Here is a 22,646-nt window from a genome sequence, read left to right on the forward strand (position 1 = left end):
TATTGCCGCCAGGGTGGACGCCCCTCTCTCAATTGGGTCCTGGCGGCCTTTTTAATCCTCGCACCTCATCTCTTCTCCTACCTCATTGATTTAAATATAAAAAGTCATTTCTACTAATGTGAGCGGAAGCCCCTCGCAAAAGGCCGTCTCCGCTGTGCCCGCCGATAAATGCTGTGGTTAGGTTATTACCCTTAAACATTATATACTGTTTAGTAATATCTCATATGATACAGAAAAAAAGGTTTACACCAATATTGTGAATTGTGTTATGGTTTGCACCGTACAAACAACAGTATTCTGTGTCAGCTGAAAAGCGTAATAATCAAATATCGATAATTCGAATAAATCTCCGGGAGATAGAAATGCCAGACTCGTTCAAGAATAAAATGTTAGGCCATGGTACGCTGATGATCTTTTCATGCCTTCTATTTGGTGTGTTCTACTGGATGGAGCTGGTTGGTGGTTTTGAGATCGTTCCAGGTTATATCGTCAATTTTGATATGCCGGGCACGGCAGAAGGATGGAAAAAGGCGCACTCTGGCCCCGCCCTGAATGGCATGATGGTAATAGCCGTCGCTCTGGTTTTGCCTCATCTTGATTTCAGCGAGAAGAAGGCCAAGCTGCTGGGGGGGGTCGTGTTGCTGGACGGGTGGAGTAATGTGGGTTTTTACTTCTTCGGCAACCTGAGTGGAAACCGTGCCCTGAGCTTCGGAGATAGCCGCTTGGGTGAAGGTGATATTTTCAGTATTCTCGGTTTGGCGCCTGCGTACTTATTCGGCGTGCTGGCGTTGTGGGCGTTGGCGGTTATTGGTCTGGCGGCGCTAAAAAAGGGTCGCAGTGTAGCATAGGCCAGAAGATCAGTATGGATGGGACGGGTATCCGGATAAGAATGAAGTGAGTCGCTAAGCGCTCAGTGTTGATTAGGCAGGGAATGCAGAGTATAACCAACGAAGGCGCTGGCGACTCAGTGGAATGGTTAGAAGCCGATTTAATAATAAAACATAAAGGTATCACATGAATACAATGCAAAATCAGTTGGTTAGTGATAGTGCGATTTCCACCTTGGGTTGGCAGCCTCGAGCCAGCTATCAGTTGGAGTGTTTTCGTGAATGGAAGGATTTTGTGCGTGATAACTTTCCATGGTTAGAGTTTAAAAATAATAGTCGCGAGCGCTTTTCTGCGGAGGTCTCTTCACAAGCTGTTGGCAGTTCCAGTTTGAGCTTGTTACGGGTGCCTGAGGGCGAGGTTAAGCGTACGCGCCATCTCGCAGAGCTGACTGATCATGGGTTGATCAAGATCATGTGGCAACTGAGTGGCAGCTTGCGGCTGGAGCAGGATAAAAACAGCTGCATCCTTATGCCGGGTCAAGCCACAGTCTGTGATAGTTCACGTCCGTATAAAATTGAAATGTCAGAGAAGGCAAAATTTGCGGTACTGATGCTGCCGCACAGCTATTGTGCGGGGTGGGAGCATATATCGGAGTCTGTGTGTGGCACTGAGTTGTATAAGGGAGCATCGTCCAGATCTATTTTGGGGACATTGATGGCCTTGACTGCTGCCAATCGTGGTGACGAAGAAGATGATGTCGAAGCTGTACTTGATGCATTGCAAACCATGGTCACCAAACTGCTGTATCGCTCCGCAGAACAGATGGGCGTGCATTCATTCGAAGATAGGCGCTTGAATAAGGCGAGAGACATTATTGTTCGAAATATTTCGAACAGTCATTTTGGGCCGGATGAGCTGGCGTCGGAAATGTGTATGTCGCGCCGGTCGCTGTATATGCTGTTTGAAGAAATTGATACTACTCCGGTTAAAATGATTCGCGAAATCCGCTTGGAAGCGGCAATGCGTGTGCTGTTGGATAGTCAGCAAAGCGGCCGCAAGATTACTGATATTGCCTTTGATTCCGGTTTCAATGAATACGCCACATTCACCCGATTATTTAAATCGCAATTCGGAAAGACTCCCAGTGAGTTTCGCAATAATCCCGGAAGGAATGTAGGATAGCGCAACACAAATAGTCGCGCCGCACTGTTTGTCATTCGTATTGCACTGATAGCCACGTCGTGTCAGTTTGACTGATACATGCTTTGAAATATAACTCCAATCAAAAGGTGTTCTATGTCAATGATAAACAAATGTGTCGTCCTGAAAGAACGGCCCCGCTTTCAAATCCCCACCGAGAAATGTTTCCGGGTTGAAGAATCCCTCATTCGACAACCCGGAAGCGGTGAATTGCTAATACAAACCACTTCTTTGGGTATGGACCCATACCTGTTCTCAAAAGTCAAAAAAGTCTCCGAGCAGGCCAGGCCCATTGGTATTGGAGATGTGATGTATGGTGCAACTGTCGGCCGGGTCATTGCGTCCAATGTGCCTGAGTTCAAGGAAGAAGATTACGTATACGGTCTGTGGGGTTGGCAGGAGTATTACATCAGCTCAGGTAGCGACATAAAAAAAATAGACCCGGATGTGCCGTCGCCCTCTTATATGCTCGGCTCCCTGGGTGCTGCGGGTTTTGGTGCGTACTTGGCTAACCGCAATGTGTTGAATATAAAGCCCGGTGACAAGGTGTTTTGTAGCGCGGCAACAGGCGCGCTAGGGCAGATGATTGGTCAATTAGCCCGACTCAAGGGCGGAGAAGTCTACGGTACTGCGGGTAGTGAAGAAAAGTGTGAGCTTGCCGTAGCTCAAATGGGGTATACCGCTTGTTTCAATCATGCTGACAAAGATCTTGGTGGCACTATTGGCAGGGCAATTGATGGCGGCATTGACGCCATGATGGTATCGGCAGGGGGGCGCAGCTTTGACGCGGCCTTTCCGTTGATGGCGCTCAATGGCAGGGTTGCGGTGTGTGGCCTGATGGCGCTGTATTCCATGATGGAATTGCCTGCTGGTCCGGATCGCACGATGGCGGTGTTGAACGAAATACTGCTCAAGCGCCTTCGTGTCGAGGGCTCTCTTGTGCTGGATTACCTGAATACTGATATCCACCGTGAGTTTCTGCAGGAAATGTCAGCCTGGATCCGGCTCGGCGCGATCAAGCCGGTGGAGCACGTCACGACTGGGCTGGAGAATGCTCCAGTTGCACTTCGCGAGCTATTCGAAGGCCGAAATATCGGTAAATCCATTGTGAAAGTGAGCGAATGATACCGTGCGTGCACGGTATGTCACTCGGTTTGCACAGTGAGATAGGCCTGTATTTCGATAGTGCGGGACACTTTGAATGTGCGTAATGCCGGTGTCAGGCCCTGCTCGGGGTGCTCAGGTAAGCGGCTGATTCAATAAATATACGAAGTAGTGATTTTATGGATAACTTAAGTTTCAAACTTGCAAAGTTAGTGATAGCAAAGCGCGCATATGTAGCAATTGCGTTCGTGCTCATCACAATCTTTATGGCGATCGGTGTGCCCAAGGTAGATATCAGGACTATTTTTGCCGACCTGCTACCAGCAGATGATCAATTTGTCCAGACCTTTAAGGATCATCCTAACTTTGGTAACCCGCTGACGATCACAGTCATGGTGAAGCGTACAGACGGTCAGCTGATCTATAACGAGGACACGCTGGAGAAGGTGTGGAACCTGACGCGTGATATAGACCTGATCGAAGGCGTGGATCACGATCGAATCATTTCCATCACCACAGAGAAGGCGAATTATGCTGAAGCGACCTCGATGGGTGTGGAAATGCAGCCGCTTATGGGGGATAGAATCCCGCGTGGCGAGGAAGAGCTGAATGATCTCCAGCGCCGTGTAGAGCGCTCGCCAATGGCGCGTACCTATCTGGTGTCGGCCAATGAAAAGGCTACGCTGATCCGCGCTGGCTTTCACGAGCATTTGCTGGACTATGGCCACGTGTTTAACGAAGTCCAAAAGCTGGCGGAAGCAGCAAGTGATGACGAACACTCCATTCGTGTAGTTGGGCAGCCGGTCTTGACCGGATGGATCTACCTGCTGCAGGAGCAGACCTACGCTATCTTCGCTGTAACCGTCGGGTTGCTGTTGCTGGCGTTGGTGTTTTACATGCGGAATCTGGCCGGTATCACCACGCCCATTATCTGTAGTCTTGTTGCCGCTACCTGGGGTTTTGGTTTGGTCGGTTGGCTGGAGTCGCCGATCGAGCCGCTGCTGATGGTGGTACCTCTGCTGCTAATCGCGCGCTCCTTTTCCCACTGTGTTCAATACACTGAGCGCTTTTACGAAGTGTTTCATGAGCTGAAAGATCGGCGTTTGGCGTCAGAGGCGACGCTTGCAGTGATGATGGCGCCGAGTGTCTTCGGCATCATTACAGATACCCTGGCAATACTGTGTATCGGTGTCGCGCCAATCCCTGCCATGCAACGCTTTGCACTATTCTGCGGATTCTGGGCCTTCTTCCTCATTCCTACTGGTGTAATGCTGATCGCAGTATTGTTGTCCTACATGCCTACTCCTAAAAACATCGACTCGATTATCGGAGGGAATGTGAATGACAAAGGCATTCACGGCATGCAGAAAAAGGCCCTTAAAGCTATTGGTGCGTTGATTACCGGTAACGTCAAGCGCACCCGTGTCACCGCTGCAGTGACCGTCGTCGTCTCTCTGGTTGTCATTGTTGTGTCACGCCAGGTGGCGATCGGTAACCCGACTGAAGGCAGTAATTTGCTGTGGAATAACTCCGAATTCAATGTGGGCACGCGTGATGTGAATGACCACTTTCCCGGTGTAAATTCCCTTGAAATCATTTTGGAAGCGAAAGATCCGGATAATGTTCAGGCCCGCGCGGCACGTAGCAAGGAAGCTTATGAGGTATCCAAGCAAATCGTGCGTAGTGTCATGAGTAGTGAGAGCCCGGCTAAAGCGACCAGAACATTTTCCGACTTTATGGAAGAAGGTTCGCGCCTCTATTCAGGCGGTCATCCTGCATGGTTGTCACTGGACCCAACAGACCGTGCGGTCAATGCAGCCGGGGTTGCGGTGGCCTTTGGGCAGAACCCGCTTAACTTTGCTGATGTCACCGACTTCCAGTTTCAGCACAGTGCAGTGTCACTGTTCTATCGAGACAACAAGCAAGAGACGATCGACGCTGCATTGAAAGTTGCCAGAGAGGCCGTTGCCGAAGTCGGCGACGATCACGAAACTATCAACGTCCGAATGGCTTCCGGGACTATCGCACTGCAAGAAGCTCAGAACCAGGTGGTGAAGCGCTATGAGTGGATCATGCTCGGCTTGGCGTGTGTGGCGATATTCCTTATTGCCTCGTTTGCTTACAAATCGTTTGTTGCTTCCATCATTTTGTTAATCCCGGTTGTGTTGGCCAACTTCTATCTGACTGCTGCCATGCATCTGCTGGGTATTGGTCTGGATATTAACTCGGTTATGGTGGCAGTGCTCGGTGTTGGAGTAGGTATCGACTACGGTATTTATCTGCTGTCACGGATCTGTGAGGAATACAGTGCGCAAGGTGAAAGTTGGGAAAAGGCAATTGTTGAAGCCCTAACGACTACAGGCAAAGCCATTATGTTCACAGCTTCAATTATGCTGGTAGGTATCCTTCCCTGGTACTTCTTGTCTGATTTGAAATTCATGGCTGATATGGGGCTGCTGTTGTCATCTGTCATGTTGATCAACATGGTGCTGGCGCTGCTGGTACTGCCGCTGATCGTCTATGTGGTGAAACCCAGGTTTGTAACGCGCAATGACCTGATGGTTGGTGAGAGTCTGGACATGTCTTGGTTCAACGAAGACAAAGCCCTTGGGAAATCAAACACGAATAGCTTGCGTGGCAGTGAGCTGAACGTGAATACGCTTCAATAAAGTATCAACCTTGAATGCATCCGTCCGTCCGCAGGCGGCTCAACAACTGCGGTCAACTTGAAGAATAAATCTGGAGGTAGTTATGCACATTCGTAAATATGACATGAATTTTAGCCGACGCCAGTTGTTGAAAGGTATGGCTGCCGGTGCGGCTGCAGGGGTGTTAATGCCGCTGGAGAAAGTTCTGGCGAAAGACATGAGCTTGCTCAAGGCCTATCCTGATGAGCTTTACTCAATCGATGATCAAACAAAAGGAAAAATCAGCGTAGGCGATTACATCACCGCAAACAATGTTGAACATGCCAAGCACTTGCTGGACCCCTCTGTATACGACCAGATTAAAAATGAAGGTCGTCGTATTAAGGTCAGAGCGCCGACCACGGATCTTCGTCAATTGTTCAATCATTCTTACTACGAAGCGATGCAACGGAATTTAGCCGAAGGTCGAACTGGTAAGTTTGATGCTAAAGGTAATGTAGTCGACTCTAGTGGTAAAGCTTGGGGCGGCGGATTGCCGTTTACTAGTCCAAAAACGGGTAAGGAAATTTGGGCCAATATGGCCATGAGCTGGGGACGTGCCGATGCAAATACTTACGCCATCCGCCAGTGGGATTACGGTGCAGGTGGCAACCTGGAATACGAATACGATTTCCAGTGGGTTGAGCTGCAAATGCAGGCCCGAACCGACCGCAAAATCTTCCGTGGCTATGATAATGAAATTCGTCGCCAGTGTGTTTACTTCAGTAACTCAGCAGACGTTCGTGGCACATCGTTCCTCAGTAACTGGGCCTACGATCAGTCTGTTATACCCGACCTCTACGGCTATTTGCCTGAATTCCGCCGGGTACGTCAGTTCCCTGCAAACCAGCGCTTCGAGCCGCTAATTCCGGGCGCTACCTGGTTCCTGACTGACCCATGGGCTGCTGGCGACCCGTTCCTGACTTGGGGTAACCACAAAATCACTGACCGCAAGCCTATGTTGCTCGCATGTAACGGTAACTTCGGTAGCACTGATGACAACTGGGAGCCTAAAACCCAGGAAAATAATCCCAAATTCTGGGAAACCGAGTACGAAATGTGTCCCGATGTCATCGTGACAGAATGTGAACCGGTCGGATACCCGCGTTCGCCTGTAAGTAAGAAGCAGGTTTTCGCCGATGCGCGTAACAGTGTGCCCTGTGGTTGTATGCGTTACGACCGTCAAGGCAAGTTGTGGGCGAACTTCGAGATGGCCTTCGGTCAATTTGTTGGCGGTGGTAAGGATGGCAATCGCGTTGTGATGAGTGCAGATGGCAAGACGCCGGCGTGGTCCTGGACCTATGTCATGATCTATGACCACCAAAATAAGCGCATGTCAAAAACCCACCATGCGAAGAAAGGTGTCGGTACTGAATCCCGCTTTGACATTGATGAAGATTGGTTGTTCGAGACCTACTGCACTCAGCAGGCCTTGCAATCTCTGGGTCGTGCGTAAGTTGCAGTAGAAAAAGATAGTCGGCGGTTAATCTGGCCGCTGGCTATTCCAGTAATGATAGGAATAACATGATGAGAATAATGTCATTCGCTCAAAAGCCACTGCTGACGTCAATATTTTTGCTAGTCAGTTGTTTTGGTATTCCAGCGGCATTTGCCGATAAGTCAGCAAAACTCGTCTCGACGCAAACTCCAACAGACAGGCTTTTCGATATTGAAATGTTGGGCAATGTAGGTTACGCCGTTGGTGAGGCTGGTTTGATCATGAAGACTACAGATGGTGGTGAAACCTGGGAGAAAGAGCAAAGTAATACCACGCTCGCGCTGACCAATATCTCCCTGACTAGCAAAGGTGCTGTGGCAGTCGGACAGCTTGGAGAGGTTGTCGTGAATGCTAATTGGCAGGGCTGGAAGCGATTGTCGACCAATACTGATCTTCGCCTGCTTGGCGTTGATATGAATAGCGATGGATTAGCTATCGCTGTCGGCGCATTTGGGACCTTGATGCGTTCGCAAGATGGCGGAAACAGTTGGCAGTTGCTTACGCCAGATTGGGCGCCACTCTATGACTCGGGGAAAGGTGATACCGCTGTAATACGCGATGAGCCGACAAATTACGTCGTCCGCGTGTTTGATGATGGCCGCATTCTCATTGGTGGGGAATACGGTACGTTGCTGACCTCTGAAGATGGCGGTGAGTCTTTTAGCGTGACTTATCGCCACCCTGAAGTGGGTGATGTCATTGCCCCCACATTATTTGATCTCAAGTTCTATGAAGACGTGGCCTTCGCTGTTGGACAGTCTGGTTTGGTATTGGTTTCGAAAGATGAAGGTCGTACCTGGTCTCCCCACAATAGCCCGACGAAATCCAGCTTGTTTGCCGTAACGGGTGATCAGAGCGGCAATATCTTTGCCATTGGTCAGCGCATTTCCGTAGTTAGCGACGACTATGGTCAAAACTGGAAAGTGTTTGATGCCTTGGATATTAGCTTGAACTGGTATGCCGGTCTGGAAAATAAAGGTGATCTGGCCACAGAAAATTTGCTGGCCGTTGGTCACAGCGCACGGATTCTCTCATTAAATCCATTTAAATAACGCGGTTAATAAGCGGTAGATAGGTGAGGACTCAATAACATGAAAAAGACGTATCGACGTGTGGCGCCGGCTTTGCTGGTGTCTCTTGGAGGTCTTCTGGCAAGTCATGCTCAAGCTGAGAGCGGGATTCAGGAGCTGTGGGATAGAACGACGTTTCTGGGACAGATTCGTCTTGATGCTGCCTACAAGACCAATGATGAGCAGAACCCGTACAACCAAAATGCTTTTCCTTTTCAGGATGTTGCTGTTGAAAGACAGGCATACTTGCCGCCAGATCTTGGTGGTGGTAGCTGGGGGGCAGTGCCCTTGATGGCGGACCCTCTGGGTCTAATTCCAACCAATGATACAATTCGCAGAGATGATAGAGTCTACTTCGAAGACTATGAAACTAATCAGTTGAACCTGCGCTTCAGCGGTGAAATGGATATGCGTTTCAATCGCGAATGGCGTATGAATGTCAAGATGCGAGCCATTTTCGACCCTGTAGTGCATGAGGGCTTCAACGCCGGGATGTTTAGCAATGACCAAGGTGGGATTGCTTCCGGTGGGGGAGATCGCTATGCGGACACCGGCGAAACCAATTTTTACGAAGCGAAAAGCCGTACCGGCGAAAATCTAAACCCTTTTGAAGTTGCTGGTCGTGACTATATGGTAGATTTTCCGACTTTTATTCTGAATTACAAGTCTGGAAAGTATGACCTTCGCTTTGGTCTGCAACAAATCGCCTGGGGGCAGGCGGTATTTTTCCGAACGTTCGACGTTGCCAACAGTCTGGATTTGCGCCGTCACTTGATTCTCGATCGGGGGATTGAGGAATTTGAAGACGAACGTGTGCCGAAGCTAGCCTTGCGCGGTACAGTGCAGGCCACAAGAAACGTAATTTTTGACGCCTATATAGGTAAGTTTCAGCCGGATATCTTACCTAATCCCAATACCCCGTATAACGTTGTGCCTTCACAGTTCTACAAACCATTGGATAACTACCACAGCGGTGGTTACGACAACAAGTTGGATGCCGGTTTTCGCTTGAAAGGCGACTATGGCAACTGGAGCTGGCAGGCAATGGCGGTCAGTCGCTACAACCCGCTTGGTGTATTTAGTTGGGCAGAAAGTGGCATTGAGAAGGGGCTAAGCCCTTGGGGTGGATCAGTCGGTGCGGCAGTTGAAGCGGCCTACTTAAGTAAGCCTCAGTGCCAGGGCGAACAAAACCCCTATGACAACTTCTGTCGTCTTTATGGCAGTGTCGGAGAGGCCTTGGGACACACGCCATTCACTGTTGGTCCCGGCGGTGTGTACAGCGACAAAGAATGGTTCTCAACTGCAGCTAGCGTGCGTTTACATGGTGTGGATGTGTTGAACCGAGCCATTGCAGATTTTCCCGCATTGCGTGATGTATTTGCATCACCAGTCAACAATGTCGAAGAAGCCAGTGCATTGTTGAACACTTTTTTCATCGGTGCGGGTGGCAGTATCCGTGGTAACGTTGAGCGTGACTACTACCGTGAAGACGTATTTGGCTTGGGGCTGGGCTACGTCACCTCTACAGAGGATGTGAATTCCTTCTGGGATCAAATCATACTCAACTTGGAAGTGCAGTATGCGCCTGAGCGTCGCTTCACGTCTCCCGACTTGAGCCAGGATGGCATTGAAACCGACGAGGTGATTGTGACGCTGGTTGCAGAGAAATGGTATCGCTGGACTGAAAGCTTCCCAGCGGCCTATCTCGTCGGTCAATTTATGCATCGCAGTGAAAGTGATCTGGTCGGTCTTCATCTTTCCGGCTATGGCGGAAACGTAGGCAACACTGACCCCAAATTGCCCGAAGGAATCGATAGTGCAAACTACCTTGTATTTGCTGGCTTCCAGCCATGGCCAAACCGTAAGTTTATCGCCGAGTGGGCCTTCCTCTACGATGTAGAAGGCGGGTTGTTGGCTCAACCTCTGATCAAGTGGAATCCGGGTCGAGGAATGAGTGTTGACCTGTATTACAACTATGTCACTGGTGATCTCCACGGCGATGGCACCAGTACTCTGACTCGCGCAATAGACCATGTTGAAGAAGTAGGTATGCGTTTCACTTACCAATTGTAATGAGCTCAACCCAGTGGGACGGGTGATTCCTGCCGATCACCCTTTTGCCGGTCGCCTTTAGCGACCGGCTTTTTTGCATCAGGGGACTACGACATGAGCAGTTGGCTAGTTGATAAAAAAAGAAGACAATTCCTGAAATATGCGTTAACCGGCGTGGGGGCTGGAGTGACGGCACCATTGTGGTCGACTCTGGCTTCAAGCGGCAGTATAAAAGCGGCCTATCCCGACGATCTTTTATCCATTGACGAGTACAGCCGGGGTGGCATTTCGACGGGCGAATATATCACGGCTGACAATGTCGATTTGGTAAAGGATTTGCTGGAGCCAGCGAAATACCACCATGTCAAAAACATGGGAAGGCGTCTGAAAGTGTTGCCCACCACAATGGACTGGATGAAACTGGGCCCATGGGAATATCTGGAAGCAACGCTGTCCAATCAGGGCAAAGCGCGGTTTGACAAAACCGGTAATGTAGTAAATGGCGATGGCAAACCGTGGATTGGCGGCCATCCGTTTCCGGGTTCTACGAATGCGCTGGAGTTATTTGCCGGATTAACCCTCTCCTGGGGGCGGCACGATGCCAGTTTATACGCGATGAAAGAGTTTGATGTCAGCCGCGATGGCATCGTCGATTACGAGTATGATCTGGTGTGGGCGGAGTTGTCACCGGTTGGCAGATTATCTCTTGAGCCAAATCCTTACTGGCCAGGCCATGAAGAAAACCTGCGTTACAATACGGTTGTATACCTGTCACCAGAGTCTGAGCGCGGTGCCAGCTATTTGAACATCTGGCCCTACGACCAAAACCAATTTCCCGTGTTGTACGGATATGTCCCCACATTCAGGCGCATTCGCCAGTTTCCGACCAATCAGCGGTTTGAACCCTTGGTGCCAGGGTCGGCTCTTTATCTCTCCGACGCCTGGGCTGCGGGTGACCCCCTTTTAACTTGGGGGAACTATAAAGTCATTGGCCGCCAGCCTCTACTTGCCGGTGTGTCGGGGGGGTGGAACAGCGGGCATGAAAATTGGGAGCACAGCGTTCACGGTGGTCAGGAAGGCGAAACCTTTTTCGATAGTGTCGTTGAAATGGTCCCTGAAACCATTGTCTGCGAAGCAGAGCCTGTTGGATTTGCCCGAGCACCTGTCAGTAAGAAACGCGTATGGTTTGATGTGCGCAACGGGATGCCGGTAGCGATGGTCACCTACGATCGCAAAGGTAAACCTTTTCGTTCTTTCGACGGTTGCTACAGTATTTACGATAACGGCGATAATAAGATCATGGATGGGCAACATCCCTACTGGTCATGGACCTATCTCCACGCATACGAGTTTCAGTCGGGCAGGATGACTCGTATCGAGCAGGTGAGAGAACTTAATGGGGGGCACTACAGCCGCGCCAACGACGACTCAATTTATGACGAATACTTGACCCATGCCGCTATTCAACGGCTCGGTCGGGCATGAGTTAGCCGCGGGCGATACAACGACCACCCCTGCCATCGCCCCAAAAAGGGTGCAATGGGTGCCAGATTCGCTTAAATTGCGGCTATCGGCAAAATATTGCACGTAACGTCAGCTATGTTGCACCTGTAATCAGCTATTGTGGCCTGGTTCGCGACAAACTATCACTACAGATTGCAGCGGTGCAGACATTTTCAACGTGAAAGTTGTGCGTCGCAATGGTGTGTCGACATCACAATAACGAACTGTTTTTGAGGAAAATTAAATGGCCCAGGTGTTAGAAGCAGATTATCTCGTGATTGGTGCGGGTGGTATGGGGATGGCATTTGCCGATGAAATTCTCAGCCATAGCGATGCCAGTATTATTATGGTTGATAAGAATTTTCGACCTGGGGGGCACTGGAACTACGTCTATCCGTTCTGCCGCTTGCATCAGACATCGACGTGCTATGGAGTGAACTCGACAGAGCTGGGTGGTGACCGCCGCGACGAATTTGGGCTGAATAAAGGGTGCTACGAGCTCGCGAGCGGCAGCGAGGTCGTTGCATACTTTGATAACGTGATGCGCCGGCGCTTTATTCCTTCAGGTCGAGTACAGTTTTTGCCGATGTGTGAGTACGACAAGGCAACAGGCAAGGCTCGCAACACTGTTAGCGGGGAAGAATACGAGTTTCGTGCAAAGAAAATTGTCGATTCAACGTATCTCAATGTGACTGTTCCTTCTCAGCGCCCGCCAACCTTTGATGTAGCGGAAGGTGTCAAAGCCGTAGCGGTCAATGATTTGCCACGGGTGGCGCCTCATTACGACAACTTTGTTATTGTGGGTTCCGGTAAAACCGGTATGGACGCTGTGTTGTTTTTGCTGGTGAACGGCATCGACCCCGACCAGATCACCTGGATTATGCCTGCGGATGCATGGATGTTCGATCGTTTCACTGTGGACCCCGGTCGCAAGTTTAGTGACCCGGTAACCCAATATGCGATCGGCATTTTCGAATGCGCGCTGGAGGCTGAAAACTATCGCGATTTCTATGATCGGCTGGCAGGACGAGAGCTAATCAAGCAGCTCGATCCCGCTCATAAACCGACGCGTTGGCGCTGTGCTACGTTCACCGAGCTTGAGTTGGAGCAGCTTCGCCGTGTTAAAAACATAGTCAGAAAAGGATATCTGGAAGCGGTAACCAGCAGCGAAATGACCTTGTCTCAGGGTAACGTAGCCGCGCCGCACAATGCCGTTTACGTGGACTGTGCAGCGGATGGTCTGCCCAAAGTAACGGATACCAAAGTGTTTGATGGCAATACCATCACCCTGCAAACCATTCGTATGTGTCAGCAGGTATACAGTGCAGGCTTTATCGGCAATGTCGAGTGTAACGTCAATGCAGATGAAGATCGTAAGAATGAGCTATGCCACCCAGTGCCTCTGCCTTATCTGGAAATCGACTATTTGCGCTGTGCATTGCAGAACAGTAAGAATATGGCTGTGTGGTTGACTGAGCCCGCAGTGGTGAAATGGATTAATGAGTCCAGAACCGATCTGTTTAGTCCGCTGCTCGACTTCGAAGACCCCGAGGTCGCCCAACAGATACAGGCAATGGGTGAATTAATTCAGCAGGCTATCCCTAAAATGGAAGCATTGCTGAAAGAGGGAATGGAACAGTCAGCCTAGTTTTTAAATTGACCGCCCAGGTTTAATTTTTGCGCCCCATTGAGGGCGTTTTTTGTCTCTGCCCACCCGTAAATGATGATTTGGAGGCCAGTCGATGTCACGTGTCTATGAAATTGATGGGGTCAGGCCGGTGGTGCATCCCACTAGCTTTGTACACCCGGATGCTATTTTAATTGGTGATGTCATTATTGGTGCCCACTGTTATATCGGTCCAGCGGCGTGTCTGCGAGGCGATTTTGGTACCATCGAAATCGGCAATGGGGCCAATGTACAGGACACTTGTGTCATTCACTCCTTCCCGGGAAAAATTGTTACCGTGGCCGATTATGGTCATATCGGCCACGGAGCTGTGCTACATGGCTGTACTATTGAAAGGAATGCCCTAGTCGGCATGAATGCGGTGGTTATGGATGGCGCGGTAATCGGTGAAAGTGCAATCGTTGCAGCGTGTTCATTCGTCAAGGCAGATTTTGTCTTACCCAGCCAAAGTTTAGCGGCGGGTTCTCCTGCAAAAGTGATGCGCGCGTTAACAGAGCAGGAAGTCAATTGGAAAACCAGTGGGACAGAAGAGTACGTTGCGTTGGCAATGCGCAGTGCGGCTTCTATGAAAGCGGTCGAGCCACTAACTGAAAAGGAATGCCATCGTCCAGCTCTAAAGGTGGCGGCGGCTCACCAACCACTTAGTGGGCGATATCGATAAAGCGGAAAATCAGATAGATCAGCGTGGCCACTCCTTGACGCTTGTATGAATGAAGAAGAGTCTTGAATAGTAGAATAAGTACACATTTATCCATAATTTTTTGACATGAAATGCAGAAGGCTCGGCGCTTGCGTATTTTTGCCTACCGTGAACACTGAATTTTCCCTAACTGGACCAGCGGGGGCATTTGAACGAAAACCTACGGTTTTGAATCCCTCGACCACATCGTAACGGTAGGTTTCTGTCCAATGGCCTCTATCCACATAATTTGAGATCCGGCCGGTAAAACATCCAGATTTAGCCAATTTAAGCATATCTATCTGATATTATTGAAGTTATCAAAACTTACGCGCAATTACGCATGATTTGCGTAATCAGGAATACAGCCAGCTCTTACTATCACAGCGAGTCCTGTAGTTGCTTGAACTGACCTTGGATCATCGCCTTTTCCTGAAGTATTACCTTGTTCTCGTCAGTCAGAAATGCAATCTTGTCCTTGCAGGTCTTTAGTTCGGCTTTGGTGGTCTCCAATACTTGAGATAACACAGCCAATTCCTTGCTGATATCTGCTTTCTGAATGGTCATCACTGCCATGTTTTCCGCCAATTGTTCATTTTTATGCTGGAAATCCCGATACTTCGTCACGGCATCTTCAAAATCGCGTTTCAGATCCTGGACATCTTCTATCTTTCCATTTAGGGGGCCTAGGGATTTTGCCTCCAAATACTGCAAAAGCCTCTGAAGCCCGCGTGTTTACTGGCCTGTAGGGAGGCATTGGCTTTCACTTTTCGGCCGATAGCCCTCAATCGGTGCCATTAACTCATCCAGTTTCGGTAGTTCTCCCGTCGGCGCGAACGTATACGTACCCCGGAAGTTGATATTCTCCCACGCGACAGGTGATGCGCCCTTTACGGTTTCCATGTATTTTTCGCTGCCCTGCTCCTCGAAGCTATCCAGCAGGTTGCTGAGTACTTTCGAGTTGAAGTAGATAATGGCATTTGCTACCAACCGGGCGCTTTCGTTCCAGATTTGTATCTCCTCGTCGCTATTTCCCCGGAACCGGTCGCTGTTCACGTTGCTGATTGCCCGGCGCAACTGGTGATAAGCTTCTCCCCGATTCAAGGCTCGTTGCACGTGGTTTCTAAGGCTGGCGTCATCGATGTAATCCAGTAGATATTGGGCCTTCAATAGTCGGTTATATTCAGTCAGCGCTTTCAGTAGAGGGTGGTTTTGCTTGTAGCCTGAGAGTTTCCGGACCAATGTGGCTTGGGTGGTTTGCCGCTGAGCCAGTGAGACGGCAATTCGCTGGATGGTGTCCCAGTACTCCATAATGCTCTGCATGTTAATCGGTTTACGCAACGCGAGTTTCACGCGCTGATCCTCGTCTTCGGAGATATCGAACATCTCATTGATGACCCTGCCTACCTGGGCATATCGGGGGGCGAACCGGTATCCAAACAGATCGAGCAAGGCAAAATTTACATGGTTTACCCCGTGGGTATCCGTGGAGAGTGTATCTGGAATGATCTCAGTACTGTTGTTCATCAGAAGATCAAAGATGTAATGGGATTCATGTTCGTTAGCGCCGATCACCCGGGCATTGATTGCCATATGATTGGCGTTCAGGCTGATAGCCGAGACCCCTTTGCTGGTGCCGAAGTATTTTGAGGAATACCGGGTACGGAATGTCTCGCGCTTAGCTTCGAACTTTTGGCCATCGGCGCTGGCATGCAGGTTGTCATCCTGGATATTGTAGTGATTAAAAATGCTCAGTCGCGTAGTGGCGTTGTTGATGCGGTCATTTGCGGCATTTAATGTTTCCAGCCGAAGGTAGTTCGCCTGGATCGTGCTCAGCTGATCGTAGGTGCGGTCGGAGATCTGGGCGATACCATAGATGCCCTGGTTTGTGGCATTGGCGATCAGGATCGCCAACAGGTCCACTTCATACTGGCGGCTTTTGGAGGTCATGCCCAGCACATGCTCGAAGTCGTCAATAAATCCGGTATCCTGATCCACCACGCGCAAGACATCGGCGACTCCGATAGCCCTCATTTGCTGGAAGAACGGATTGTTCACCAGATGTTTTTTGCCGGCAGCAGGTAAACGCCAAAGGTGTTTACCGCCCTTCGGGCGCAGAATGATATCCCTGTTGTCCAGGCGTTCCAGGTAGTCACTGACCTCGTGTAGCCGAGTGGCCAACTGATCCGTCATGCGCGGGATCAGTTGCTTTGGATCCTCAGTAATTTTGGGCTGCTTCGTACCCTCGACCAAGGCCTGCTTCTGATTTTTCCAAGTCTGTGGTTTTACCAGATCGTCGTCCAGTGCACGATACCGTATGACTTCTGGCAGCACTAACTGGCCGTTTAGGCGGCTGGGAATCTGCAAATACAAGAACCATTCATATCTAGCCTTGTCTATGCCGCCGTCAGATTTCAACAAGAGTGGTCGCGTGGCTTTGGGTGGAAGACGCCTGTCAATACTGACATCCCCGAGCATATTGCCGGCTGCCAGCTCCTGTCGAGCTTGACTCAAGACCGCTGCCAACCGTTGTGTTTTATCGGTGCCATCAATGCGAAGACAACAAAAGAGTGATCGTAACAGGCCGGTTCTCAACGTAGATTCTGTATCCAGGTGTTGCCAGAACGCCTCATCCGCCGACTGCTTCTGATTGCCGAGATACCGGCAGACGGAGCTCAGCTCACTGGCATTGAGAACCTGGAATGCTTGTTTCTGTACAGAGTGGAATGACGTATTGGGATCGATACGATCATCAACGAACAGACGCAAGATTTCCGCAGCTTTACTCACATTGGTAGCCGCCTTTTGCCAATCCCGATAAACTCGGTCCTGCGCCAGCTGATGCGCTCGTTGCTTGACCTGTCGAACGTGATGAATGAACCCTTCGGCCATCCGTTCCAGCCCCTCTTGGTATCGAAACTGTAGGTAGCAAAGCAGATATAGGCACTGATTCTCAGGCGACTGACGTTTTATTTTGGCGCCGTAATAGTGAATCCGTTCGGCATAGTGCTGCTGATTTTTTTGAGACAGAGAAAGCGAGTCGAGGACAGCGGTCACCTCTGCCATCAGCGGTTGAATGTGGTGATACACTGCAAGTTCTTTCTGCAACTCGGTACCGGTGAAATTGCGCGCGCTGCCGCGCAATTGTGTTAACGTAAGCTGGTCTGTTTAGCGTCAACTATCTTGTCCGGTCGGCGACAACTATGATGGCCGGTTGGGTGGTTCAGTTTTCTACTGGCCTTGTACCTTTTTCACGTGCTGCTGCTTCCGGTAACTCTCTCCCTCAAATTCGATAATTGTCGCATGATGGATAAGCCGATCAATCGCTGCCACCGTCATGATGCTGTCGGGAAAGATTTGATCCCATTCGCTGAACGGCTGATTGGCGGTAATGATGAGGCTGCCACTTTCGTAGCGGTGCGCGATAAACTCAAAGAGCACATGCGTCTCCGCATCCGTTTTCTTCACATAGCCAATATCGTCGATGATGAGTACCCGATATTTATCCAGCCGGGTCATCGCCGTCATCAGATCCAAGTCGCGCTTGGCTTGCTGCAATAGCTGAACCAAGGCAATCGCTGGAAACAGCTTGCAGCGAATACCCTGTTCGACCAGGCGATGCCCCAGGGCGTTGGCAATGTGGGTTTTGCCGGTGCCGCTCGGGCCAAGGAGCAGAACATTGTCAGCGCGGTGTGCCCAGTCGATGTCCTGCTGTAGTTTGGCCAGCGAGGTTTGTTCGGCTTTGATCAGCTCGCTGTTTTCCAGGGTGGCAAAGGTTTTATTGGCGGCCAGACCGGCTTCACGCAACCACTTGTAGGTTCGTCTCTGATACCGGTCGGAGAGTTCGTATTCGCACAGGGCGGCCAGGTAGTCCGTGTGCGACCAGCCTTTCTCAACCGCGACATCCCACAACGACTGGTAGTGACGAACAAACGCGGGCAGCTTGAGCTCTTTGAGTAACAAGGCAACGGTATCGCTCATGAGCAGCCCTCCGCCATAGCGGCTTCGCGTTGGCTCTCACCTTTGATCGAAGATAGCAATTCGTCGTAGCTGGCCAATGGGTGTTGGGCGGTCATCACCGAAGAAGTGATGGTCTGGCCTCTCAGGTAACGCGCCTGCATGTCCGTAATTGACGCGAAGTGACCCGCTCGGGCTGACGCCAACAAGTCTTGTCCTAACCCCTCTTCATCGTCGTACTCAAACGCCAGTCTCAGCACGGTCACGATCCACTTGCAGGCCTCACGAGCCTCGAGGTGTTGGTCGGCCAGATGCCAGAGTTCACGGTAATTGTCATCAGGCAGTAAATCATCTCGCAGCTGGGAATAGCGAAACGCCTGTGGCTTTGAGGCCAGCGAGCGAATAACGTGACGATAATTGACGCTGCGTGCCCGCTGCTCACCCGGCTTGGGATAGACACGCGGCAACGTCAGTGCCCGTTGTTGGCCAACGTACAGCGCCAATTGATCGTGGTGCAAACGCACCTGAACACGCTCGCCAATCAGTCGTGAGGGTACGGTATAGACCACACGCCTGATCTCGATGGTCGATGAGCGGGTGACTTTGACGTTGAACGTCCGGTAATCCGCCATCTCATCGCCAGACAGGGGTTGCAGGGAGGCCTGTTCTTCTGCAAAGCGACTGCGAGTCCGACGGTTCAACTTCTCCACCACCTGATCGATCAATGCCTGATAGGCTTCAACCGAATCAAAGTCAGCGTGGCCGCGCAGCTTCAGTTGCTGGGACAAACGCTGCTTAAGTGAGCCATTGGCGCACTCGACTACACCATTCTCATGGGATTGTCCGGGATTGTTGCGGGTGGGCTGCATGCCGTAGTGCTCGCACAACTTGGTGTAGTCGTCTGTCCAGACATTTTGCGTATTATTACGCGCAGCGCTCAGGCTGTCGGTGCGGTGTTCCAAAGGGCTGCCACCCGCTTGCTTCAGGGCGCGTTGCAGACCGCAGGCCAAAGCGGCATAGCTCTCACCCCCTTGCACCACGGTGACCGAACGCCAGCCACTGTAGGCCAGACGAAACTGATACAGCAGATGCGCGAAGGGTTGCGCCTGGATGGTGATCGGGCTGTCGGGGTGGGTGAAGTCGGAGAAACCTTGCTGTGATACCACTGCCTGCTGCCGGAACATCACCTCCCGGTCAGGGCCATGCAGGGCTTTCCATTGTTTAACACGCCGCTGCAGGGTACGCAGGATGCGCTGATCATAAGTTCCGGGTAATGCTCTTCCAGATAGTCGAGCAAGGTGGTTCCCGTCAGTGACGGCTCTCGCTCCAGCAGTGGCACAAGCTCAGCGCTCCACACCGCTTCGAGCGGATCTTCACGAGTGCGCCAATCACGCTCCATTTTACTGCGGGCTCCCCCAGCTTGCTCTATGCGCCGCCCGGAGCGGACGGAAATACCTGCTTTGGCGGCGGCCACGTCCTGACTGGCGCCGGCTTTACGATGCTGCATATACAGATCCTCTTGTCGGTGGGTAATGTGTTGACCAGGCACTTGTGCTCCATGAAGGAAAACAAATGCCTATTGTCATACCCAACCGGCCAAGATAGTTGTCGCTAACAGGTCATCCTAATTGTCGCCGAACACGTTTCTTTATCTATATAGTCCTTCAGATTGTTTTTTAATTTTCCATAAAATTCTTCATAATTTTCCTCACTGACAACAAAAGCCCCATGTTCATGTATTACCCCGTGAAAAAAATATTCTAAATATAGCGAGGCCGAAATTTCAGCTCTCCTTGATGAGGACTAAAATTTAGCACCCGGTTTTGATCTGGCAATTTAAGTAAGTTTTGAGCTGCGGCCAGATCAAACCTGATTTGTAGAAATTCAGTTCAGTTGTAAAATTCATCCTCAAACAACAATAATGACGACTGATGGTTCCTCTGCCGACTGGTTCAACACTTATTACACATAGATCAGCCCCAAAGTGCAAAAATACACCTCTATTGATGCTCTTGGTAGCTTAGAAAATCCCTCACCGCCGCCAAATCATCGATAGAACCAGACAATAAATGAGATTTAGGAGGAACCCCTTTGAAGACTGAATTTTCGTTGGGCGTGTTCAGCCAAGCATCCGCTATATGAGGAGCCGGCAACACGATTTCTAATGATCTAAATATGCCCAGTATAAGACTGACCCTCTCAATCAAATCCATGGTCAATTCGACCTTTTCAGGAGCTTCCATGCAATCGCGCAGCACCTTTTCTTCCTTAAAACCCAGGATAATCAATTGATCGTCGATAGTGAACGACCACTTCGAGAGAATATCAAATATTACTGGTAAAACAACACGACTAGCTTCTGGACTAGATTGAATTTCGATAATTTCTTTCGGGATATTTTTTTTCATCACGACCTCTGTTACTCATTAATTTTCGAATACATATGGCATCCAAAACGACCCCTAACCACCAAACAACGTCATCCTCCCCCCCCGACGTTGGCATTCCTATATTCTCATCATTACCATATCCCTAATTGCTCCAAATCTAAGGATCTAAAGCTCGGCGCCCACTCATTCAGTGCGAGATATAGGTCCTTCGGCTTGTTAATTGGGATAGGCTCGATGCTCATTGCTCGCCCCATAAACCACAATTTAGCAACATCGAAATCAAATTCAGCTAGATAGCAGCCCGAGTAATAGTATCCCGCTGCCTCTCCAGCATCGAGGAGCATATACCCTGGATCAATTTCAACAACGCCACTCCTCATGCCCTCGCGGTATACATGCCAAACTAAGTTCTCTACTAACATCGCTATCTCCTTCTATTCACAACGATATAAAAGTAACTCACTATAGAAGGCCGTCAAATTTGAGGGCATGAGATAGGTTTCAACTCAAAAAGCGGTCATTTTCTGGCACATACCGAGGTCTCAGCTACTCAAGTCCAGTGGAAATTTGAGTCTTTCTACCGTAGAAACATCGAACGGACCGTCATCGCCTTTCTACCGTAGAAGCCCAGAATCTCAGTTCTCTATAGTTGTAGAGTTTAAGGCAGCAAGTGACCAAGCCACATTGCCACGTCACTAATGTGACGGGGGGGCAGATCAGACTCGATCATATCTAATGCATCGCATATCTACCAGATTCAAAAATTACCGGTACTCCCTCTCATAAACACCTCGGTCACTCCTTAACTGTGTTCTAGCTGGACAGCTTGGTCACTCCTTGAACGCTAGCCGAGCTTTCGGCTCAGGAAGCCCAACGCCGTCCTGACATTTACCACTTGAACAGACGAATATAAGTAGCCTCTTTAGGTTTTGCGCCCTACACGGCGCATTTTTCTCCCGCAGAAAAATACTTCCTGTCCTATTAAGTTATAAATAATGCACCGACTGAACAACTTCAGGTCGATTTCGTAAAACAGGCAGTAATTTTTATCACATATTTTCATTAGATATTTCTATATCACAGGAAATGGGGCGCGGAAATGAAAACAACAGAATATTCTCTTGGCGAAGAATTTGATCTCGAATCGGAAAGCCTTCTGGGGAAGGACTTGAAAAGATTCGGGATATCTTTCACATACCTCTACCCGCAAAGCTCCTTGGCTATCCATCTCAATAACGACTGGGTTTCAACTGATAATGAAGATGTGGGTTCTCAGGTACGAAGAAAATTTGCAGGTCAATTGACGTCTGTATGTGAACTTTTCATAGAGCGATTTTATCCAGAACTCGACGCCAGCGTGTCTGTACGAAACTTGACCGCAAAAAACTCAAAGATCAGACGAAATCAAAGAACGGCATTATTTTTGGTTGATCCTAATGAGACGAGGGGAATAGCAGAGAAGCTATCTCATGTTGCCGGATTTGTTTGTTCGAGAGTCCAACAAAACCAGCCGGACCTATTCTTCCGAGATGAGTCGACAGGGCTTCTTGCCTCGGAGGTCGTATTTCTTACGGAACAGATTGATGAGCTTCGTAAGCGTATGTCTGGTATAAAAATCACCCATCCTTTTGGAGTTGAAACGTTGGATCCCAGCACCGAGCTTACTGGGTTTTCCGGTGAGTTCGACAAGTTCGAGTTTGAACTTTCCCCCGCAGAACAAGTTTCTGGACTAGCGATAGTCGACGGATTTCGCGAGTTTCGCAATACCGCATATCTAACTATTTTTGATTCCGCTGAAATTTTAGAGGCATCCAAAGTCTTTGTAGTACAGGACACGACACTTTTTAAGAAGATCACGGAGGCTAAACATTTTGGCAATAAAATTCGCTATGTCGCCGATAAGGTGTTTGAGGTTCGGCCAGACAAGCCAACCTTTATCCTCAAAGACATAGAAATAGTTGGGTGAACGTACATTCTACGTGTAGTCAAGA

The 22,646-nt window shown here is 49.8% G+C and carries 17 protein-coding genes and 1 pseudogene; 11 read left to right on the forward strand and 7 right to left on the reverse strand.

The genetic code is table 11. The features are described from left to right. Positions 1-362: 362 nt before the first annotated feature. From styC to HCU74_RS14710, 10 genes are all read left to right on the forward strand, one after another. Entirely contained in the window at positions 363-848 is a 486-nt protein-coding gene (styC, locus tag HCU74_RS14665; protein ID WP_168451170.1) for a styrene-oxide isomerase StyC, read from the forward strand. 166 nt (positions 849-1,014) lie between these two features. Beyond that, positions 1,015-2,010, forward strand: a complete 996-nt coding sequence (locus tag HCU74_RS14670; RefSeq protein WP_168451171.1) for a helix-turn-helix domain-containing protein — start codon at positions 1,015-1,017, stop codon at positions 2,008-2,010. A gap of 120 nt (positions 2,011-2,130) precedes the next feature. Further along, positions 2,131-3,153, forward strand: a complete 1,023-nt coding sequence (locus tag HCU74_RS14675; RefSeq protein WP_168451172.1) for an MDR family NADP-dependent oxidoreductase — start codon at positions 2,131-2,133, stop codon at positions 3,151-3,153. Positions 3,154-3,311: 158 nt separating this feature from the next. Then, a complete protein-coding gene (locus HCU74_RS14680) occupies positions 3,312-5,801 on the forward strand; it encodes an efflux RND transporter permease subunit (RefSeq protein WP_168451173.1) in 2,490 nt (829 codons plus the stop codon). 82 nt (positions 5,802-5,883) lie between these two features. Next, on the forward strand, positions 5,884-7,275 hold the full coding sequence (locus HCU74_RS14685; protein WP_168451174.1) for a DUF1329 domain-containing protein: 1,392 nt from the start codon (positions 5,884-5,886) through the stop codon (positions 7,273-7,275). 68 nt (positions 7,276-7,343) lie between these two features. Then, positions 7,344-8,369 carry a WD40/YVTN/BNR-like repeat-containing protein gene (locus HCU74_RS14690; RefSeq protein ID WP_168451175.1) on the forward strand — a complete coding sequence of 342 codons (1,026 nt, stop codon included), beginning with the start codon at positions 7,344-7,346 and terminating at the stop codon, positions 8,367-8,369. 39 nt (positions 8,370-8,408) lie between these two features. Then, entirely contained in the window at positions 8,409-10,460 is a 2,052-nt protein-coding gene (locus HCU74_RS14695) for a DUF1302 family protein (protein ID WP_210425297.1), read from the forward strand. A 93-nt stretch (positions 10,461-10,553) separates the two neighbouring features. Continuing rightward, the gene (locus HCU74_RS14700; protein ID WP_168451176.1) at positions 10,554-11,924 is read left to right on the forward strand and encodes a DUF1329 domain-containing protein; all 1,371 of its coding nucleotides are present in this window, start codon (positions 10,554-10,556) and stop codon (positions 11,922-11,924) included. Positions 11,925-12,186: 262 nt separating this feature from the next. Beyond that, positions 12,187-13,590 carry an NAD(P)/FAD-dependent oxidoreductase gene (locus tag HCU74_RS14705; RefSeq protein WP_168451177.1) on the forward strand — a complete coding sequence of 468 codons (1,404 nt, stop codon included), beginning with the start codon at positions 12,187-12,189 and terminating at the stop codon, positions 13,588-13,590. Between the two features lie 94 nt (positions 13,591-13,684). After that, positions 13,685-14,290: an acyltransferase gene (locus HCU74_RS14710; protein WP_168451178.1), complete on the forward strand. Its 606-nt coding sequence runs from the start codon at positions 13,685-13,687 to the stop codon at positions 14,288-14,290. A 399-nt stretch (positions 14,291-14,689) separates the two neighbouring features. Here the strand turns inward: HCU74_RS14710 and HCU74_RS14715 are convergent, their stop codons facing one another. From HCU74_RS14715 to HCU74_RS14740, 7 genes and pseudogenes are all read right to left on the reverse strand, one after another. Beyond that, positions 14,690-15,022, reverse strand: coding sequence for a hypothetical protein (locus HCU74_RS14715; RefSeq protein WP_246864651.1), 333 nt, complete (start codon positions 15,020-15,022; stop codon positions 14,690-14,692). A gap of 21 nt (positions 15,023-15,043) precedes the next feature. Then, positions 15,044-17,473, reverse strand: a pseudogene (locus HCU74_RS14720) (Tn3 family transposase); the annotation flags it as partial. 66 nt (positions 17,474-17,539) lie between these two features. Then, complete coding sequence (istB, locus tag HCU74_RS14725) at positions 17,540-18,289, reverse strand: IS21-like element helper ATPase IstB (protein WP_168451179.1); 750 nt, start codon at positions 18,287-18,289, stop codon at positions 17,540-17,542. Continuing rightward, positions 18,286-19,431: a Mu transposase domain-containing protein gene (locus tag HCU74_RS14730; RefSeq protein ID WP_210425298.1), complete on the reverse strand. Its 1,146-nt coding sequence runs from the start codon at positions 19,429-19,431 to the stop codon at positions 18,286-18,288. The genes istB and HCU74_RS14730 overlap by 4 nt, the downstream gene beginning before the upstream one ends. A gap of 17 nt (positions 19,432-19,448) precedes the next feature. After that, positions 19,449-19,772 carry a hypothetical protein gene (locus tag HCU74_RS19835; RefSeq protein WP_210425299.1) on the reverse strand — a complete coding sequence of 108 codons (324 nt, stop codon included), beginning with the start codon at positions 19,770-19,772 and terminating at the stop codon, positions 19,449-19,451. A 493-nt stretch (positions 19,773-20,265) separates the two neighbouring features. After that, positions 20,266-20,673 (reverse strand): hypothetical protein, encoded by a 408-nt coding sequence (locus HCU74_RS14735; protein WP_210425300.1) that lies wholly within the window; start codon positions 20,671-20,673, stop codon positions 20,266-20,268. Between the two features lie 113 nt (positions 20,674-20,786). Further along, positions 20,787-21,077 carry a hypothetical protein gene (locus HCU74_RS14740; protein ID WP_168451180.1) on the reverse strand — a complete coding sequence of 97 codons (291 nt, stop codon included), beginning with the start codon at positions 21,075-21,077 and terminating at the stop codon, positions 20,787-20,789. Positions 21,078-21,754: 677 nt separating this feature from the next. Here HCU74_RS14740 and HCU74_RS14745 point away from each other — a divergent pair. After that, the gene (locus HCU74_RS14745; protein ID WP_168451181.1) at positions 21,755-22,621 is read left to right on the forward strand and encodes a hypothetical protein; all 867 of its coding nucleotides are present in this window, start codon (positions 21,755-21,757) and stop codon (positions 22,619-22,621) included. Positions 22,622-22,646 lie beyond the last annotated feature (25 nt).

The sequence above is a fragment of the Spongiibacter thalassae genome (genome assembly GCF_012272835.1).
In the GTDB taxonomy this organism is placed as follows: Bacteria; Pseudomonadota; Gammaproteobacteria; order Pseudomonadales; family Spongiibacteraceae; genus Spongiibacter; species Spongiibacter thalassae.

Excerpts from the sequence above, each read along its gene's own strand:
- HCU74_RS14685 (WP_168451174.1), top strand. The coding sequence starts at position 5,884 with ATGCACATTCGTAAATATGACATGAATTTTAGCCGACGCCAGTTGTTG.
- HCU74_RS14680 (WP_168451173.1), top strand. The coding sequence starts at position 3,312 with ATGGATAACTTAAGTTTCAAACTTGCAAAGTTAGTGATAGCAAAGCGC.
- HCU74_RS14675 (WP_168451172.1), top strand. The coding sequence starts at position 2,131 with ATGATAAACAAATGTGTCGTCCTGAAAGAACGGCCCCGCTTTCAAATC.
- HCU74_RS14710 (WP_168451178.1), top strand. The coding sequence starts at position 13,685 with ATGTCACGTGTCTATGAAATTGATGGGGTCAGGCCGGTGGTGCATCCC.
- styC (WP_168451170.1), top strand. The coding sequence starts at position 363 with ATGCCAGACTCGTTCAAGAATAAAATGTTAGGCCATGGTACGCTGATG.
- HCU74_RS14695 (WP_210425297.1), top strand. The coding sequence starts at position 8,409 with ATGAAAAAGACGTATCGACGTGTGGCGCCGGCTTTGCTGGTGTCTCTT.
- HCU74_RS14745 (WP_168451181.1), top strand. The coding sequence starts at position 21,755 with ATGAAAACAACAGAATATTCTCTTGGCGAAGAATTTGATCTCGAATCG.
- HCU74_RS14700 (WP_168451176.1), top strand. The coding sequence starts at position 10,554 with ATGAGCAGTTGGCTAGTTGATAAAAAAAGAAGACAATTCCTGAAATAT.
- HCU74_RS14690 (WP_168451175.1), top strand. The coding sequence starts at position 7,344 with ATGATGAGAATAATGTCATTCGCTCAAAAGCCACTGCTGACGTCAATA.
- HCU74_RS14670 (WP_168451171.1), top strand. The coding sequence starts at position 1,015 with ATGAATACAATGCAAAATCAGTTGGTTAGTGATAGTGCGATTTCCACC.
- istB (WP_168451179.1), bottom strand. The coding sequence starts at position 18,289 with ATGAGCGATACCGTTGCCTTGTTACTCAAAGAGCTCAAGCTGCCCGCG.
- HCU74_RS14735 (WP_210425300.1), bottom strand. The coding sequence starts at position 20,673 with ATGAAAAAAAATATCCCGAAAGAAATTATCGAAATTCAATCTAGTCCA.
- HCU74_RS19835 (WP_210425299.1), bottom strand. The coding sequence starts at position 19,772 with ATGCAGCATCGTAAAGCCGGCGCCAGTCAGGACGTGGCCGCCGCCAAA.
- HCU74_RS14705 (WP_168451177.1), top strand. The coding sequence starts at position 12,187 with ATGGCCCAGGTGTTAGAAGCAGATTATCTCGTGATTGGTGCGGGTGGT.
- HCU74_RS14740 (WP_168451180.1), bottom strand. The coding sequence starts at position 21,077 with ATGTTAGTAGAGAACTTAGTTTGGCATGTATACCGCGAGGGCATGAGG.